Origin of the sequence: Azospirillum formosense, from assembly GCF_013340925.1 — a bacterium.
Classification (GTDB): Bacteria; Pseudomonadota; Alphaproteobacteria; order Azospirillales; family Azospirillaceae; genus Azospirillum; species Azospirillum formosense.
The window spans coordinates 22344-38393 of sequence record NZ_WHOR01000022.1; the positions used below are offsets into that span (position 1 = coordinate 22344).

General features: G+C 60.5%; 14 protein-coding genes. 11 read left to right on the top strand and 3 right to left on the bottom strand.

Annotation, left to right across the window (positions count from 1 at the left end; all coding sequences use genetic code 11):
* Positions 1–53 precede the first annotated feature (53 nt).
* Positions 54–2006, top strand: coding sequence for a hypothetical protein (locus GBZ26_RS05190; protein WP_174437917.1), 1953 nt, complete (start codon positions 54–56; stop codon positions 2004–2006).
* Between the two features lie 175 nt (positions 2007–2181).
* Positions 2182–2730, top strand: coding sequence for a transposase (locus tag GBZ26_RS30125; protein ID WP_281427456.1), 549 nt, complete (start codon positions 2182–2184; stop codon positions 2728–2730).
* 627 nt (positions 2731–3357) lie between these two features.
* Here the strand turns inward: GBZ26_RS30125 and GBZ26_RS05200 are convergent.
* Positions 3358–4557 (bottom strand): IS256 family transposase, encoded by a 1200-nt coding sequence (locus GBZ26_RS05200; protein ID WP_174437919.1) that lies wholly within the window; start codon positions 4555–4557, stop codon positions 3358–3360.
* Positions 4558–4647: 90 nt separating this feature from the next.
* On the opposite strand from GBZ26_RS05200, the gene cas5c reads away from it, so the two are divergent.
* The 6 genes from cas5c to GBZ26_RS30955 all read left to right on the top strand — a co-directional run bounded on the left by cas5c (position 4648) and on the right by GBZ26_RS30955 (position 13172).
* Positions 4648–5355, top strand: a complete 708-nt coding sequence (gene cas5c, locus GBZ26_RS05205; RefSeq protein WP_174437926.1) for a type I-C CRISPR-associated protein Cas5c — start codon at positions 4648–4650, stop codon at positions 5353–5355.
* Entirely contained in the window at positions 5352–7217 is a 1866-nt protein-coding gene (cas8c, locus tag GBZ26_RS05210) for a type I-C CRISPR-associated protein Cas8c/Csd1 (RefSeq protein ID WP_174437920.1), read from the top strand. The genes cas5c and cas8c overlap by 4 nt, the downstream gene beginning before the upstream one ends.
* A gap of 4 nt (positions 7218–7221) precedes the next feature.
* Positions 7222–8220: a type I-C CRISPR-associated protein Cas7/Csd2 gene (gene cas7c / locus GBZ26_RS05215; RefSeq protein ID WP_174437921.1), complete on the top strand. Its 999-nt coding sequence runs from the start codon at positions 7222–7224 to the stop codon at positions 8218–8220.
* 579 nt (positions 8221–8799) lie between these two features.
* Positions 8800–11007, top strand: a complete 2208-nt coding sequence (locus GBZ26_RS05220; RefSeq protein WP_174437922.1) for a DDE-type integrase/transposase/recombinase — start codon at positions 8800–8802, stop codon at positions 11005–11007.
* Positions 10986–12203: a TniB family NTP-binding protein gene (locus GBZ26_RS05225; RefSeq protein WP_174437923.1), complete on the top strand. Its 1218-nt coding sequence runs from the start codon at positions 10986–10988 to the stop codon at positions 12201–12203. The genes GBZ26_RS05220 and GBZ26_RS05225 overlap by 22 nt, the downstream gene beginning before the upstream one ends.
* A gap of 156 nt (positions 12204–12359) precedes the next feature.
* Positions 12360–13172, top strand: coding sequence for a TniQ family protein (locus GBZ26_RS30955; protein ID WP_174437924.1), 813 nt, complete (start codon positions 12360–12362; stop codon positions 13170–13172).
* 67 nt (positions 13173–13239) lie between these two features.
* Here the strand turns inward: GBZ26_RS30955 and GBZ26_RS05235 are convergent, their stop codons facing one another.
* Positions 13240–13845 carry a 3'-5' exonuclease gene (locus GBZ26_RS05235; RefSeq protein WP_246653773.1) on the bottom strand — a complete coding sequence of 202 codons (606 nt, stop codon included), beginning with the start codon at positions 13843–13845 and terminating at the stop codon, positions 13240–13242.
* Complete coding sequence (locus GBZ26_RS30585) at positions 13842–13967, bottom strand: hypothetical protein (RefSeq protein ID WP_281427422.1); 126 nt, start codon at positions 13965–13967, stop codon at positions 13842–13844. Before GBZ26_RS30585 ends, GBZ26_RS05235 begins: the two co-directional genes overlap by 4 nt.
* Positions 13968–14324: 357 nt before the next feature.
* On the opposite strand from GBZ26_RS30585, the gene GBZ26_RS05240 reads away from it, so the two are divergent.
* The 3 genes from GBZ26_RS05240 to GBZ26_RS05250 form a co-directional block, all read left to right on the top strand.
* Positions 14325–14957, top strand: coding sequence for a hypothetical protein (locus GBZ26_RS05240; RefSeq protein WP_174437925.1), 633 nt, complete (start codon positions 14325–14327; stop codon positions 14955–14957).
* A gap of 89 nt (positions 14958–15046) precedes the next feature.
* On the top strand, positions 15047–15370 hold the full coding sequence (locus GBZ26_RS05245) for a hypothetical protein (RefSeq protein WP_145677420.1): 324 nt from the start codon (positions 15047–15049) through the stop codon (positions 15368–15370).
* On the top strand, positions 15367–16050 hold a 684-nt coding region (locus GBZ26_RS05250), incomplete at its 3' end, for a cell wall hydrolase (protein ID WP_247884766.1). The genes GBZ26_RS05245 and GBZ26_RS05250, both read left to right, overlap by 4 nt.

Below are 16050 nucleotides of genomic sequence, written 5' to 3' on the forward strand. Positions count from 1 at the left end.
AACTCATCCTATTGGCTTCGAACTGCTGTCCAGCAGATCCGCTCACGACAGGCATGACGCTTTATTTCGTTACAAAAGCTGACACACATACTGCAAAGCAGTCGAAAAATGAGGCATGTGGTATGGGGAGCAAGGACCATGTCTATAAGAGCAGTAATGTTGTTATCCTCATCCATGGAGTAGGAAGTGCAACTAGAGGCTCAATAAAGCTTCTTGCAGAACCGGTTTTACGTAATTTCAGTGTGAAACCAGAGAATATTCATGAGTTTCATTGGCATCAACTGGCAGGATCACCAAATAGGCAGAAAACAAAGATAGAGTCCCGCACTTCTCTAGCATATCTTGCGAGAGTAATGGCTGGATTTCGAGGATCGATGCACGCCGCATCTCAAAAAGAAGAAACACTGGCAGAGCGCATAACGGCTCGCAGCTTAGATATGCTTGGATCTATGCTGCTGATCGGCCTGATGATAATGCCACTCATCATGCTCTATGACTATGAGTATGGCGTAAATATATTGTCCGCGGCCACTATTATATGGTTAGAGTTTTTCGTCGCCATGGTCTTCGCAGGCTTTTGCCTCTTGTTTATGTCAGGTGCTCCAGCGCCATGGGCCAGGAGATCGTTTCTAGTAATAGCTCGCCCCATACTATTTATGGTGTACCTTCCGTTTACTATTCCTGTAATATCGTATGGGCTTTTTATCCTAGCCATGGGCGGATGTATCGCGCTGGTCTTTGTATTCGTAGCACCAAAACACATCGCTGATGCACAGATAGAAGATATGGCGCCTCTCATTTATTGGTTGGGACCAGGTGCGGTCTTCACCTTTCTCGCCTTACTGTTTTCATTTTTTTTTGCACCTCTGCTAAAAGTGGTCGCTGATATTGTCAGATATGCAGGATCTTCCGCATACCGCGAGAGACTTCATGACGTTCTTGCACGTGAGCTTGACAAAATATTGAATCATGAGCTTGGGGCGTCTTCCGATGGACGCCGGATCTTCATTGTTGGCCACAGCCTCGGTTCGGTAATTGCAGTGAACTCACTCTTACGAGAAGACAATCCTTGTGGCCGCTCTAATGAAATCGTGTTAATTACGATGGGTTCGCCGCTAAGACGCTTTTTTTCACGTTTTTTTCCAGGGCAATGCCCGCCGCCCGGTGATATAGCGCGTGCACTTATAAATGCTGGTGCGATCCGCGCGTGGGTTAATGTCTATCGTCCTCTCGATCCTATTGGTACCAGACTTGAGACGTGTGCGGGCGACGCGGTTATACAAGATGTTTGTACAAAACAGTACCATCGCATTTTTATAACCGCACATACCAATTACTGGAGTGACCAGAAAGTGGCAACGCTGGCGGCGTCAGTGATTGGCTCCCTCCCGGCTGTTTCTGTTCGGAATCAAGGGAAGCGCATTCAAATCAATCCTCTCTTCTTTTCGGTACCTCCAGCGCCAGATGTAGATTGGTGGCAGAAGAGGATCCTTTGGCTGCTTGCACCGGCTGCCGCCGGATTGATGATAATATCCGATCTGACATGGCTTCCGGAACGGGAGCTTCAACGTAGCCGCGAAAGGCTTGCTCTCATCCGTGAACGAGGCGAGTTAACGACTGGAGTCGTTGAATACAAGATGAACACAGTCCGAGGAGGCTCTGATCGATGGCTTCTTAGCTTTCAGCCGCGCGGCTCGTCTGAGCTGGTCAACGTTACTTTGCATGGGACCACCGCCAATATGCCCGAACTGACGAAGTATGTTGGATTTAACGGTCTAAGGCAGGCCAGAGTTAAGGTTGCCTATGATGTAATGCATCCCAGCTCCTTCTTCCTTCCAGACTTCGCTCCCCCGGACGAACTCGATGGTTTCCGCCTCTCTATTCCCGCAACCCTCTTCAGAGCGACGTGGTACCCAGGAATATTTGTCCTGCTGCTTTGGGCTCGGCTATTTTCATCCGTCTGGTACTCATACTTGGGTGAACGCAAAAGAGGACGGGTGGCATAGCGTCTTCCCGCGCGGCGCACCTGTTCAGTGTCGTGTGAGCAATCTGTATGAGTTAACCCGGATAATTCACAAGGGCTGAAGCTGGGGCGGCGGGCGCAAGGATAAGCCGCTGAATTCGTGTATGATTCTGGTGCTGAAACAGTCTCGCCAGGGATCAACGGAGTTCACGCCCGCCATGGCCGAGAGTACCGGGGTTCTGCCCGGCTTGTCACCGGTTGCCGGCAAGCCGGTTCACGCCGCCTTCGATGGCGGCCGTCTCACCTCCGACGCCGGCGTCCTGCTGCTGGCCGAGATCGATCGGCGGCTCGGGATCTGCGAGCGTCTGGTGCGCTGCATTGAGGACCCGCGCGCTCCCGAGCGCGTCCAGCACACGCTGGCGGAGATGATCTGCTTCTGCGCCCTGCTGATCGCCGCCGGCTACCCGGATGCCAATGACTGCGACGCCCTGCGCAGCGATCCCGCCTTCAAGATGGCGGTGGGCCGACTTCCCGAGAGCGGAGGCGACCTTTGCTCGCAGCCGACCATCAGTCGCCTGGAGAACCCCAAAAACCGCAAGGAAAGAGCCCCGCCCATGGTCCGCTGGTCGATGCAGGAGATCCGTCGTGTCGCCGACCGCCTAACCCAGCGGGCAATCGAGCCAGCTACCGTCATCGCATGGTCGACCTGGAGACGATGTCATCAGGCTCTCGCTAACGAAACCCATAAGCGCAAGGCGCAACTGTAACGATAGGTGTAGAAAGTCGCCTCGCAGATCCTGTGTCGGCGGCACACGTCCACCGTCTTCTGCTCGGCCTCCTTTCCTGCAGGATGCCGATGATCTGCTCCTTGCTGAACCGGCTGCGTCTCATCAGTTCGTCTCCTCTCGGTGACGGACTCTACCCATTCCTGGAGGAACTTTCCGGTCTTAGGTCAGCTTGCCCCTGCCAACGTGCCGGTGGGGCTCGAACTCCTGATTTTTGAACCTCCGAGCTGCCTGCAATGGATCTGCGAAGCATCAAGAGCGTATTAAATGGAGATAAATTGGTATTGGGCATTTCTTTGATCGGATGCTTTTCTGATGTAAAAAATATCGGATCCGCCCGAAATTCATTGAGAACGTGCCGGCCACGAAATCATTTTACGAAATTGGAAACTTTAAAGATTGGACGGATCATGTGCTTTGTGATGAGCTCTAATGAAGACTTCTCATAATGAAGATTCATTGCTTCAATTGGTGGCGCATTCATCGATGGGCTCACCGTCATGTCCTACGGCATCAAGCTACGGGTATCAGGCCCAAGAGCCTGATCGCGCCCCGGGGCGTGGTGTCTGAGGGGGCTTGTGTGCTCATCGGCGGGTCGAGGCCGCCGGTCTACTCCGCTGCGATGGACAGCGGGTCAGTGGCGTCAGGGTGGCACAGCTCGGTCAGGCTTTCCATGGTCATGTAGCGCCGGCATACCGCCCACTCATCGTGTTGCTCCAAGAGCAAGGCGCCAACGAGGCGCACAACCGCGCCGTCCCCAGGGAAGATGCCGACGACGTTGGTGCGCCGCTTGATCTCACCGTTCAGGCGTTCCAGCGGATTGGTGGAGTGCAGCTTGGTGCGCAGGTCCTTCGGGTAGGCCATGTAGGCCAGCACGTCGAACTCCGCCTCGTCCATCAGCGCCGCCAGCTTGGAGAACCGCGGCCGCAGGCTGTCGGCCACGCGGCGCCACTGCTCGTGCGCCGCCTCGGCGGTCTCCTGGGCAAAGGCGGTGCGGATGGTGGCCGCGACCATCGTCTGGTGCGCCTTGCCGACGCAGGCCAGCAGATTCCGCATGCAATGAACGCGACAGCGTTGGAGTGTCGCGCCCAGCACCTTGGCGGCGGCGGCCTTCAGCCCGAGATGCGCGTCGGCGATCACCAGCTTCACCCCGCGCAGCCCCCGGCGGGTGAGCGAGCGCAGGAAGTCGCTCCAGAAGGTCTCGGCCTCCGACAGCCCGAGGCCGAGCCCCAGCACCTCGCGCCGGCCATCGGTGTTGACGCCGATGGCGAGTATCGCAGCCAGCGAGACGATGCGGCCGTCCTGGCGCACTTTCACGTAGGTCGCGTCCAGCCACACGAACGGCCAGTCGCCCTCCAGCGGGCGGTTCAGGAAGGCGTGGACCCGCTCGTCGATCTCCGCGCACAGGCGGCTGACCTGGCTCTTGGAGATCCCGGTCATGCCCATCGCCTTGACCAGCTCATCGACGTTGCGCGTTGAGATGCCCTGCACGTAGGCCTCCTGGATCACCGCGATTAGCGCCTTCTCCGCCGTGCGACGCGGCTCCAGGAAGGCCGGGAAGTAGGAGCCGCGCCGCAGCTTGGGGATGCGCAGGTCAATGGCCCCGGCGCGCGTCTCCCAGAGCCGCTCGCGGTAGCCGTTGCGCTTGTTTTGGCGCTCATCGCTGCGTTCGCCGTAGCCGGCGCCGCACAGACTCTCGACCTCCAGTTCCATCAAGCGCTGAGCGGCGAAGCCGACCATCTCGCGTAGGAAGTCGGCGTCCGCACTCTTCCCAATCAGCTCCTGAAGAGCGATCCTGTCCTCGGTCATCGTGTCACTCCGTCTCGGTTGATGGTCGTCAAGCAACCTCAACTTAGCCGAAGAGCACGGTGACCGCCCGCTCCCGAACGGCCGGCCCGCCTGCGCCAGCTATGGGGAGCGCTCCGGCGGGCCGGCCTCACGCCTCAGACACCACTCGGTGGGACACAGCCAAGAGCCTGTTTCACTCGTCCTGAAACCAAAGTTGAGCGAGTGTCGTATAGCGTGATCACGCCGTCCGCTGCGCGCGGTATTCTCGAGGCGATTCATTGGACGCCAGCGATCGTTTGGAGCATCGACCGCATCCACGTGCTGAATCCCATCCGCTTCCAATCGCTTCGCCGCAACGAGGTCGGTCACAAGGTTCCAGTCGCCACCGTCCGTCACGCGATGCGAAGCAAAGACATCACAGAGCTGCGGCAAATCATTGACCAGGGCCGGCAGCAACGTGCCGCCGTCATCCTCGTTGATGTCGATTACGTGATTGAGGCGCACGTCACCCTGACCAAAGAAGTCGGTGTCAACGACTCCGTCGGCACGCACCTCACGATGTTCACCCGCCGCGCGCGGCGTGGTCAGTGTTTCCACCAGCCCTGCCTCGGGACCCGCGAGTTTCCCGCCGATTTCGAGTTCTGGGACGGTCCAGTGCCCGTGCACGCTCTGCCGGACGAGCAGCGCAATTTGGACCTCGGTCCGATGCTGCAGGACATCGACCACAGCAACGGCCGCTCCTCGCTAATCTTCCATGCCGTCCTGCGTGATGGTGTTCTGACGGTGCCGCCGCGCTCGTCGCCGGAGGTTTGGGCATGACGATTTTGTCGGCGCTCAACACCCATTATGGACGCCTTGAGCGCTGCGGCGGCGTCGCCCCCTTTGGCTTTTCGACGGAGAGCATCGCCTTCGCCCTTGTGCTCTCTCCGGATGGAGGGCTGAACTCCTGCCGCGACCTGCGCGACCACACTGGACGCCAGCCGGTCGGCCGTGCAGTGACCGTGCCGCGATCGTCCAAACGCTCAGGCACGACGCCGCGGGCATTCTTCCTCTGGGACAACAGCAAGTTCGTGCTGGGGCTTGGGAACGGCCCGGCCCGGCCCGGGGTCACGATCTACGCCGCCCATGCCGCCGCTTTCCGCGAGACGCATGAACGGCTGCTGGACGATGCGGCCGATCCCGGTCTGCTGGCTGTGCTTCGCTTTATGCGCACCTGGGCACCGAGTCGGTTCGGAGAGTACCGGCTTGCGTCGGCTCTCCTGGACCGAAACCTCGTCTTTCAACTCGACGGAGACGTGGACGCTGACGGTCAAGCTCGGTTTGTGCACGATCGCCCAGCCGCGCGCGCCGTGTGGGAACGGCAGGTGTGCGAAAGTGGCCGGCCATCGGCGGTGTGTCTGGTCACCGGGCGCATCGCGCCGGTGGCACGCCTACACCCCCTGATCAAGGGCGTTGCGGGAGCACGGCTTTCCGGAGCCTCGCTGGTTTCGTTCAACCGCAACGCCTTTGCCTCGTATGGCAAGGAGCAGGGCGACAACGCCCCCGTTTCGGAGGCCGCCGCGTCGAGCTATGGCGCCGCTCTGAACGCACTGTTGGCGCGCAACAGCGGCACCAAGATGCGGTTCGGCGACACCACGACCGTGTTCTGGGCCGATGCTTCCGTGTGCGGCGAAACGTCTGCCCGCAAGGCCGAGGCGGTGGTTGCCTGTGCGCTGGGAGTCTCGCGAGCACCCGCGGCTTATGCTGCAGCGTTTGAGGGCGGGTGGGAAGGAGGGGACGGGTTTCCCGAAGGGATCCATATCCGCCGTGCGCTGGAGCGGATCGACGCTGACCTCGACCCCGGCACCCGGATCCACATTCTCGGCCTTTCACCGAATGGCCCCCGTCTGGCGGTGCGCCTGTGGCACGAGACAACGTTGGACGTTCTGCTCGCCCGCTTGGCGGAGCATTGGGAGGATCTGCGGATCGAGCCGCGCGCCTGGCATCGGCCTCCCTCGCCCTTGGCTCTGCTTCAACCCGTGGCCCGTCGGGGCGATCCCGAAACCGTTCCGCCGGTGCTGGGCGGTGAAATGATGCGCGCGATTCTCACCGGCGGCCGCTATCCGCGCATTCTGCTGACCGCGGTGCTTCAGCGCCTGCGGGCGGGTGAGCCGGTCACCGGTCCACGTGCCGCAATCATCCGAGCTGTTCTTCAGCGCGATGTCCGCCACTGCGGAGGCGGGAGGCAGGCTGCTCCCTCCTTCACCACAGGAATGGAGGTTCCCGTGAGCCTCGACCGCCAGGAAGCAGACCCCGCCTACCGGTTGGGGCGGCTGTTCGCCCTTCTGGACAATGTTCAACGCGCCGCGCTCGGGCGCGTGAACGCCAGCATCCGCGACCGCTATTTGGGAGCCGCCTCGGCAACGCCGGCCAGCATCTTCCCGCTGCTGCTGCGCAACACCTCCTACCATTTGGCGGTGCTGCGCCGAAAGAGTGGCACAGGTGGTCTGGCCATTTGGTTCGAACGCGAAATGAATGAGGTTATGGCCGGCTTGGACATGACCCTGCCGCGCCATCTGCACGCGGAAAGCCAGGGCCGTTTTCTCGTTGGCTACTACCATCAGCGCTGCGCGCGAAAGCCCACGCGTGATGCCGCTAAAGCGGACATCGCTGTACCCGATCTGCCCACCGACGAGGGGTAAAGTCATGTCTCCCATCACCAACCGCTACGAGTTTGTCCTTCTGTTCGATGTGACGAATGGCAACCCCAACGGCGATCCGGACGCTGGCAACCTGCCGCGTCAAGACCCGGAAACCAATCTAGGGCTCGTCACCGACGTCTGCCTCAAACGCAAAGTCCGTAACTATGTCAATCTTGTCCATGACGGCGATCCACGTTTTGGCATTTACGTGCAGGACGGTGCCATTCTCAACCAGAAGCATCGCACGGCTTACAAGGCGGTGCGTCCTGGCAACGACGCGGTGACGACGGCAGCCCGATTGTCGCCTAAGGACGACGACGAGGAAGCCGCGATCCGCCGTTTCATGTGCGACAACTTTTTCGATGTGCGGACGTTCGGCGCGGTGATGAGCACCGGTGTCAACTGCGGTCAGGTCCGTGGGCCGGTGCAGTTGTCCTTTGCCCAATCACTGGAACCGATCCTGCCTCTGGAGATCACGTTGACGCGCATGGCCGCCACGACGGAAAAGGAGGCGAAGGATCTTGCGGCGGTCGAAGACGCAGCGGTTGGAAATGATCGTCGTGAAAACCGGACCATGGGGCGGAAGTACATCGTTCCATACGCCTTGTACCGCGTCCATGGTTTCATTTCGGCCAAACTGGCTGAGCGAACCGCTCCGGGGAACAGGCCACGAAAAGCCGAAGGGAGTGGGTTTGACGACGATGATTTGGAGATGCTGTGGACGGCGCTCGAACACATGTTCGATCATGACCGCTCCGCCAACCGCGGCGAAATGGCCAGCCGTCGATTGATTTTGTTCCGCCACGACAGCGCACTTGGGAATGCGCCGGCCTCGACATTGTTCCGGCGCGTCACCGTTAAACGCCATTTCGAAGGGGCTTCCTATGACCTGACGAGCGCTGACTTGCACCGTCTGGCGCCAGCCCGTCGTTTCGAGGACTACGCGATCAGCGTGGATCATACGGCCCTGCCGACCGGAATTACGATCCTCGATAGGTTCTGATTGGGCTGTCCGGCGATGCAGAGTTGTCGCGGCGTGCAACTGCGCGAACCCGAAGCGCACACGCAAGGTGGATGGGTTCGTAGACAACAGGTATAAGCATTGTGTGCCAATGGATTTTCATTGTGGGTTGCGGGCATTTCCAAACTTGCCGTGCCGGTCGCAAACGGCTCGCGCAACTGATGGCTTATTGGCCTTATCCAGCAACCCCTTAACAGAAGACAGTTGCTCCTTACGCGGGAGCGTGGATCGAAATCGGCGCGAGCCCTGGTACAACGCCCATCAGATTTCGTTGCTCCTTACGCGGGAGCGTGGATCGAAACACCGGATGCAGCAGCATATGGCTGATGAACTTGTCGTCAGGGCTTCGCAGGAGCGTGGATCGAAACAGCTCTTCAAGTCGGTCAATCCAATCGCCGGCGCATTTCCGAAATAGAAAATGTTACTTTTGGTAAGTATTTGATCAAGAAATGAAGATGGGTTCCTGGGGGCGTCTGCAATTACATGGTAAGATATATGATCAGAAATAGCAAAAATAGGGTGTAGCGTCGCGTTGACCCATTCGTTTATCGGAGGGCATGCATGGCCGCCATTCCGCTCAAGTTCCAGCCTGGCGATACGCTTGCATTCCGTAACGCTACCGGCGGTACAGAGCTGTGGGGTATCGTTGGACGCAAGCGCGGGGGCTATTTGCTCAGACCTTTCAATGGGTCTGACCCGCGGACCTGGAGCGACGACGAGATTGATAACGCCTACGGGGCGCGTCGGCTCATCCATTTCCCATGCAACGTTCAAGGATTGCCGAAGAACATAGCAGATATTCTCGAGAAAACTTGGGACTATTGGCCGGAGGAGGTAAGGCGGCACGCAGAGCGGCGGACCGTCTATGTGGCCAAAGTCGACGCCCTTATCGACGCATATCCAGTTCGAATGGAAGCCTACGCCGCAGCTGCCGAGGCCGTTTACACCGCTCATTGTGAGGAGTGGAAGGCGGAAGATACTGAATTTGCGATTAGGCGGGCCGCCGAGGATGCGGTCCTACGACGCAGAAGAAAGCCACGACGTTCCGATGCTCAACCCGTCCGCACGCCGCCCTTGCAGAAGCCGAACCCCTACACCATCCGAGCGTGGTACGTCCTTTGGAGTCAATACGGGCGCGACATACGCCTTCTGATCCCGCATCGTCACCTGCGGGGAAACCGCCAAGCGCGGTATCCTCGTCGATGGGATGACGCGCTCGACACCTATAAAATTATGCGCGTTGCCATCGAAGACTATTATATGCGCATGCCGCGTAAGAGGAAAAATTTCGCTTACAGCAAATATGAGGAGATTTGTGCAGAAAAAAATGTTCCATGCGTGAGCTTTCGTTCTTTTCGTGTTTTTATCGATAGGAACTATACGGAGAGGGCGGAGTTTGAAAAGCGTTATGGTCGGCGGGCTGCCTACCTGAAGTACGGTATTTTCGAGCGCACAACGCCACCAGAGCGACCACTCGAAGAGGTCGAAGTTGACCATTGTTTGATCGATCTCATCGCCGTTCATCCGCTCACTGGGCGCCCTCTTGGGCGGCCATGGCTCACCATCATCCTTGATCGTGCGACACGCGTCATCCTTGGAGCACATTTGAGCTTTGAGGTGCCATCCTACGCGTCCCTCCAGCGTGCGTTGGCGCATGCCTTTTGGAAAAAAGATCTTACTGGAATCGAAGGCCTCGAACACGACTGGCCCTGTCATGGCATACCCGAGTGGGTCTTCTGCGACAACGGCAAGGAACTTCGGTCGAAAAGCCTGCGCTTGACGGAAGCCATGCTGAATTTTGCCGTCTTCAACTTGCCCAGGAAGACGCCTTGGCTGAAAGGAGCAATTGAGCGACTGTTTGGTAGCATCAGCGTTCAGGTGTTTAGCCATGAAGAAGGCACGATCCTCTCGCGGACGAAGGACTTTTATGATCCTGTTGCTCGTGCGCGGCTTACCCTAGCCGAAGTCAATCACAAAATACTAAAATGGATTGTGGATGAATACCACGAGGCAGTCCATCCCACCATCAAGTGCCGCCCTATAGAAAAGTGGCGGCAGCTTACGGAACTCTATCCGGTCCGTCCAATTCCCGACTTCGATCACATCATCCGCATGACCGGAGAAGTCATAGAAAAACCAATATCGAACGTTGGCGTCCATTACAAGGGCCTGCTCTACTCTGATCCGAAGGTGCTCGAGGAACTCAAGGCGCGTCGGGGAGGTCTCAAAAAAAAGTGGATCATCCGCGTTGATCCTTATGATTATGGAGAAATTTGGATCTTCGACGACGATGTCGGCCGGTGGTACGTGCTGCCCTGTACGGACCCTGCAATTTCGCGGAACGTTTCCAAGTACCAGCATAACGTCCATAAGCTGATTGCAAAACACAATCTCCCGCCGGGAACGCCGATCACCGTAAAGGATCTTGAAAACGCAAAGACCCTGGCACAGGAAACCGTGCGGACTCTTTTCGAAAATGGTACAGCAACGGCAACCGCGGCCAAGGCCGCCCGTTACGAGGCAAATGGTCAGCCATTCACCCCTCTGCTCAATGGGGCGATAACGGCAGACCCGCAACTGCCGCCGCCCCTGGACACTGAATCCTCTCAACCGTCGGCACCCGACCTGAAGGCAAAGGCCCTGGCCCACGCGGTGCCATCCGCGAGCGCCGCATCCACGCCGGCATCGTCTCCCCGAAGTCCGGCAAGGCAAAACTTCGACGACGAAATCGAAAGAATGGTGGAGCAATGGGCGAGCAAGATGAAGTGAGCGTGGGCGCCGGTGGTCAACCAGCCGGCGTCATGGCGAACTTGGCGGATCCCATCCTCAATTTCGAATCCCTGGTGGTGCCGCATCCCAATCATGTCCAAGCGAAAGCGGCCATTGGTCGACTTCACGCCCGTTACAAACCGCCGGGTGGCAAACGGCTCAAAGCCAGAGCTCTGCTTGTTATCGGAGCGACAGGGTCAGGCAAAACGACGGCTCTTGAGGATTATATGCGGGATTATCCCGATCTTACGCTCGAGAGTGTCTGCTCAGGAAATACCCCTGGAGCCATGGATGCTGCAAAGGTCAAGGCCTTGCGCGATGGCGATATTCGTCGGATCGTTTATGTAGAAGCGGCGAAGAAAACAACCCAGCGCGCACTCGTGGCTGCTCTTTTGGGTGCCTTTGGCTACAAGGCGCGTGAGCATTGGAATACCAGCGACATCATCGAGAAAATTGAATTCTACGCCGACGAAATGGGCACATCAATGATATTTATTGATGAAGGACACCACTTCGTTCATGAAAAGGACGACGACGCGACCGAGGACGTCTCTGAATTCATAAAATCGCTTCTCAATCGGACAAATAGGCAAATCGTCATCACTGGTCTACCGGAACTCCTAAAAATTACTCGCTATGGACAGCTTTGTCGGCGTTTGCAGCCTGCGATGGTGTTAAGGCCATACAACTGGACAACCAAGCAAGGGCGCATTGCGTTTTGCAGCATTCTGGGGACGGTCGAGAGAATGCTCGATTTGCCCGAACCATCCGGCTTAGCAGGGCACGACGTCGCTCGGCGATGGTACGTCGCCACCGGCGGGGAGATCGGCATCGTGTGGAAGTATGCGAGCGAAGCCCTTTCCCTGGCCAAAGAACACAACCTTCCATCGCTCAGCTTGGAATTGATGGCCGACGTCCATTCGAGTTGGAACCGGACCTACGATCAGGACGAGGTATTGGACTTCGATACCATTCTCGATGAGGCCGAAGAAGCGACAAAGGCCGCCGAGGCAACACGCGACAGCAATCCTTTCCTGTGCGACGAAGCCCGGTTGAAGGAACTATGGGCCGAGTCGCGGGTGGCCGCTGACCGCCTGTCGGGAGTGACAGTAATGAACTCCGGCAAAGGCGGCTCGCGCAAGACCAAACTCAAGGCGAAGGGGCGCCAGCCCTTTACCCCCTTTACCCGATCCTGACGCCGTTCTCCTCCACGCGTCCAAAAGCGGATGATTGGATGGTGTGAGCCTGCAGCTGGTCAAGCGCGTACACGATCTTTGGCGGCAAGCCGCTGACAGATACTGCGCCGCAAACCGGGGGGCCGTGTCGGAAGGGCTCGCGGGAGTTGACCTTCGATGGACAAACCGATCAGAGGCTTCAGCGCTCTAGGCAGGTTGGCGTTGAGAGTGAGGCCAGCACCCTTTGAGCCTGCGTACGGGCTCCTTGGACGCTTGGCGGTACGGCACGGCCACACATCGACCAGAGAGTTCATTTCTGAGATGGCAGTCGGAATCCCCAACCTCGTGCATGAGATCGAAAACGGACGCCGCTTGGTTGAACTCGCGCTTCTCAGTAGCGTCCCCGAAACCCGCATTCGCGCATCGACGCTGTGTGTGGACGAGAACGGCGCTATGTTCATCGGCGCCGAGTTGATCAGCGCAAGAGTTTTCAATCGCGTATCTTGCGGTGCTGGTCGGATCTGTCCCGACTGCCTGCGAGTCGATCTCGAGGATTGCGCCGGACCGATGGCGTGCCGGCCGCACCGGAGAACTTGGTGGGGCTTGGCGGCCGTAACATCCTGTCCGCTACACGGCCTGTTGCTGATTGATGCCTGTCCCGCGTGCGGCGTCCAGCTCGCGCGAGGACAGGCCTCTCCTCGGTTCTGCCGTTGTGGGTGTGACCTGGCCGACCAAGGATCGGTTTCCCTCGAGCCGTCGGACCTCGTCGCCGACCGGTACTTGGTCGGGCGTCTGGGCGGCGTCGAGCGGGTCGGGCATCCGCTGCTTGATCGCATGCCCTTTCAGACTGCGGCCCTAGCGATGCTGCGAATCGGGAGGGTTACGTTGGCGGGAGCGAGGGGGCTGTCGAAGAAAGAGGACAACGTCGAACCGGCAATGCAGGCACGAATGGCATCCCTCGGTTTCCGCATGAGCGAGTCCTCTCGGTGAGCATGCGTCCCGTTGTCGGTTTCGCTGAGATGCTCGGCTGAGGCAGCACAGATGAGCTTTGCGTTCATCAGAGAACGTGTTCGCTAGCAAGGTGCGGCGACTCCGAAGCCAGTGTGGGGCGAGGCAATGGGACATGCATCGGCGCCGGCCGCTTCGAGGCCTGCCACCGGTCGAGGAAGACGCCCAGGTGGGGGCGGGTTGCCCGCTGGTGGGCCAGGCACTCCACGAGGCTGTCGACGCTGGCGTTGTGCCCGGCCGGGTCGGTGCGCCCGGTGAGCAGCGCCCAGCGGACGTAAGCGGCGTACAGGGTCAGCACGTCCGACTCGCAGTAGGCCCGCACCTTCTCCAGCTCGCCGCGCGCCATCATGTCGGCCACCTCGCTGCCGTGCCCGCCGATTTTGCCCGGCAGGCCGATCAGGTCGGCGATGTCCTGCAGGCCGATGCGCGGTGAGGCGCCGTAGTCGGCGACCTGCTCCATGAGGTCGCAGTTGAAATCGGGCTGGTAGCGCTGGGTGTAGCCGTTCCATTTGTCGCCGGTTTGGAACCACGCCGGCACCGGCACGCCGTAGACCATGGCGCGCAGACGCAGCACCGGCAGATCGAAGCCGCGCCCGTTCCAGGTGACGACGCGCGGCAACGTCTTGGCAATATGCTTCCAGAAACCGCGGATCAGCCGCTCTTCGTCGTAGTCGAGGTCGCCGCCTTGACGAAGCTGATCGCCACGATCTGGCGGCAGTGCGGCGGCGGGAACTTCTCCGCCGGCCAGTCCGCCGGGAGGATCTGGCGGTCGGGCACATCGTCTCGATGTCGAGGCAGAGCAGCGTGTCGTGGTGCATGGAGGCTCCGGGGTGCGGCGGCGCCATGCTCCCCAATCATTCGAGGGAGCGCAACGGACGAATCGACGCTCAGTGAGAGCGTTTCGTGGCTGTTCCCTCCAAGCTCACACCTCCTGATCCGCGTCTGCAAAGCGCGAACAGTTTTATGGTTCCTAAAGCGCCCTGCGGTACAAGCTTATGGTTCCCGTAATGAGCTTTATGGTTCTCGATAATCCAAATTTCTCAATGATTTCAACGGTCCTCGTTTGAGGTTTATGGTTCCCTCCAGAGCCGCTACGACGGCGAACTGGAGTACCGGGAGTCGGCGGGGCGGGCGGTGCTGACGCTGAACGGCCTGCGCATGGCTTCGGCCTCCTGCTGGTGGGACCCGGCCTTCGCCCGTCCGGCGGCGGAGGGCGGCAAGCCCGGCGATTCCAGCGTCGTCGCCGCGGTGTTCGGCGGGGCGGACGGGCGCTTCTACCTGCACCGCGTGCTCTACCTGTCCGTGGACCCCGGCGATCCGGACACCGAGGCGGAGCAGCAGTGCCTCCAGGTCGCCCGCTTCCTGGAGCGGCATCACCTGCCGGCGGTGCATGTGGAGATCAACGGCATCGGGCGCTTCCTGCCCGGCCTGCTGCGCAAGGCGCTGCGCACGCAGAAGGTCGGCGCCGCCGTGGTCGAGGAGGCCAGCCGCCGCGCCAAGGCGCTGCGCATCCGCGAGGCGTTCGACGCGCTGCTGGCCGACCGCCGGCTGCTCGCCCACGCAACGGTGTGGGAGACGCCCTTCATCCGCGAGATGCGCGAATGGTCGCCGGACGGGCGCTACACGGGCCGCGACGACGGGCTGGACGCGGTGGCCGGCGCGCTGTCCTGCGAGCCGTTCCGCTTCGACCCCCAGCCGGCGCCGGGGCGAAATCCGGATTGGCGCGCCGCGGCCTCGCCGGTCCCGGTGAAGGAATGGGATGTGTGATCGCTGACCGCAAAGTCCCGTGTTCCGACGGGCCGCCTTCCCTGACCGGAGGCGGCCTTTTCTTTTGCCTTTTTCCTTGGAGAACGGAGATGCAGGAGTCCATCGACCTGTCCTGGTGGATCACGGCGGTCGAGCTGCCGGTCATGGGCGGGCTGTTCTGGCTGATCGCCCGGCTGCGCCGCGACGCCGAGTCCGCGCTGGAAACGGTGAGGGCGCGCGCCGAGACCGCCCAGGCGCAGGTCCGCGAGAGCCTGGCCGCCTACAAGCTGGAGGTCGCCAAGACCTACGTCTCGGTCGCGACGCTGAAGGATGTGGAGCGGCGGCTGACCGACCATCTGCTGCGCATCGAGACCAAGCTGGAAAACGGCTGCGCGCCGTTTGCCCCGCCCTACGGCGATGGGGGCCGCCGATGAGGGCGCGTGTCCTGAAGCCGGAGCCCGGATCGATGGCCGCGCCGCAGGGGCTGTCAGCCGATGCGCCCGGCCAAGCCGTCGACACGCTCGCCCGCACCCTGTGGGGGGAGGCGCGTGGTGAGTCCGTGCGGGCCATGGAGGCGGTGGCGGCGGTCGTGATGAACCGCGTCGGCCGGGCGCGCGACCAGGGAGGATGGTGGTGGGGGAATGACGTGGTCGCCGTCTGCCGGCTGCCGGGACAGTTTCCCTGCTGGGGCCCGGACGCGCCGGGACGGCTGGGGCTGCTGTCGGTGACCGCCGCGGACCCGGTCTTCGCCGCCGCCCAGCGGATCGCCCGCCGCGCGGTGGCCGGTCTGCTCGACGACCCGACGGGCGGGGCGACTCACCTGCACCGGGCGGGGGCGAACCCGCAATGGGCGCAAGGGCGCAGCGTCTGTGCCGAGATCGGCGGGTTCCAGGTCTTTAAAGACGCTGAAAGCCATGGCGGCCAGCACCGCCGCTCCCTGCTGGCTTCCGGCCCGCCCGACATTCGGGGCCGCGCCGCCGCCGCGGGAGGGGAGGGTGGGGAGGGCCGGGCGGGGGGCTTCCTTTATCATCGCCCCGTAGGAGTTCCACGGCCGCGTGGCCGAGACGACCCCGGCGGGGGGGCCCGCGGGCCGCATCTCGGGCCCGGGCGGTCG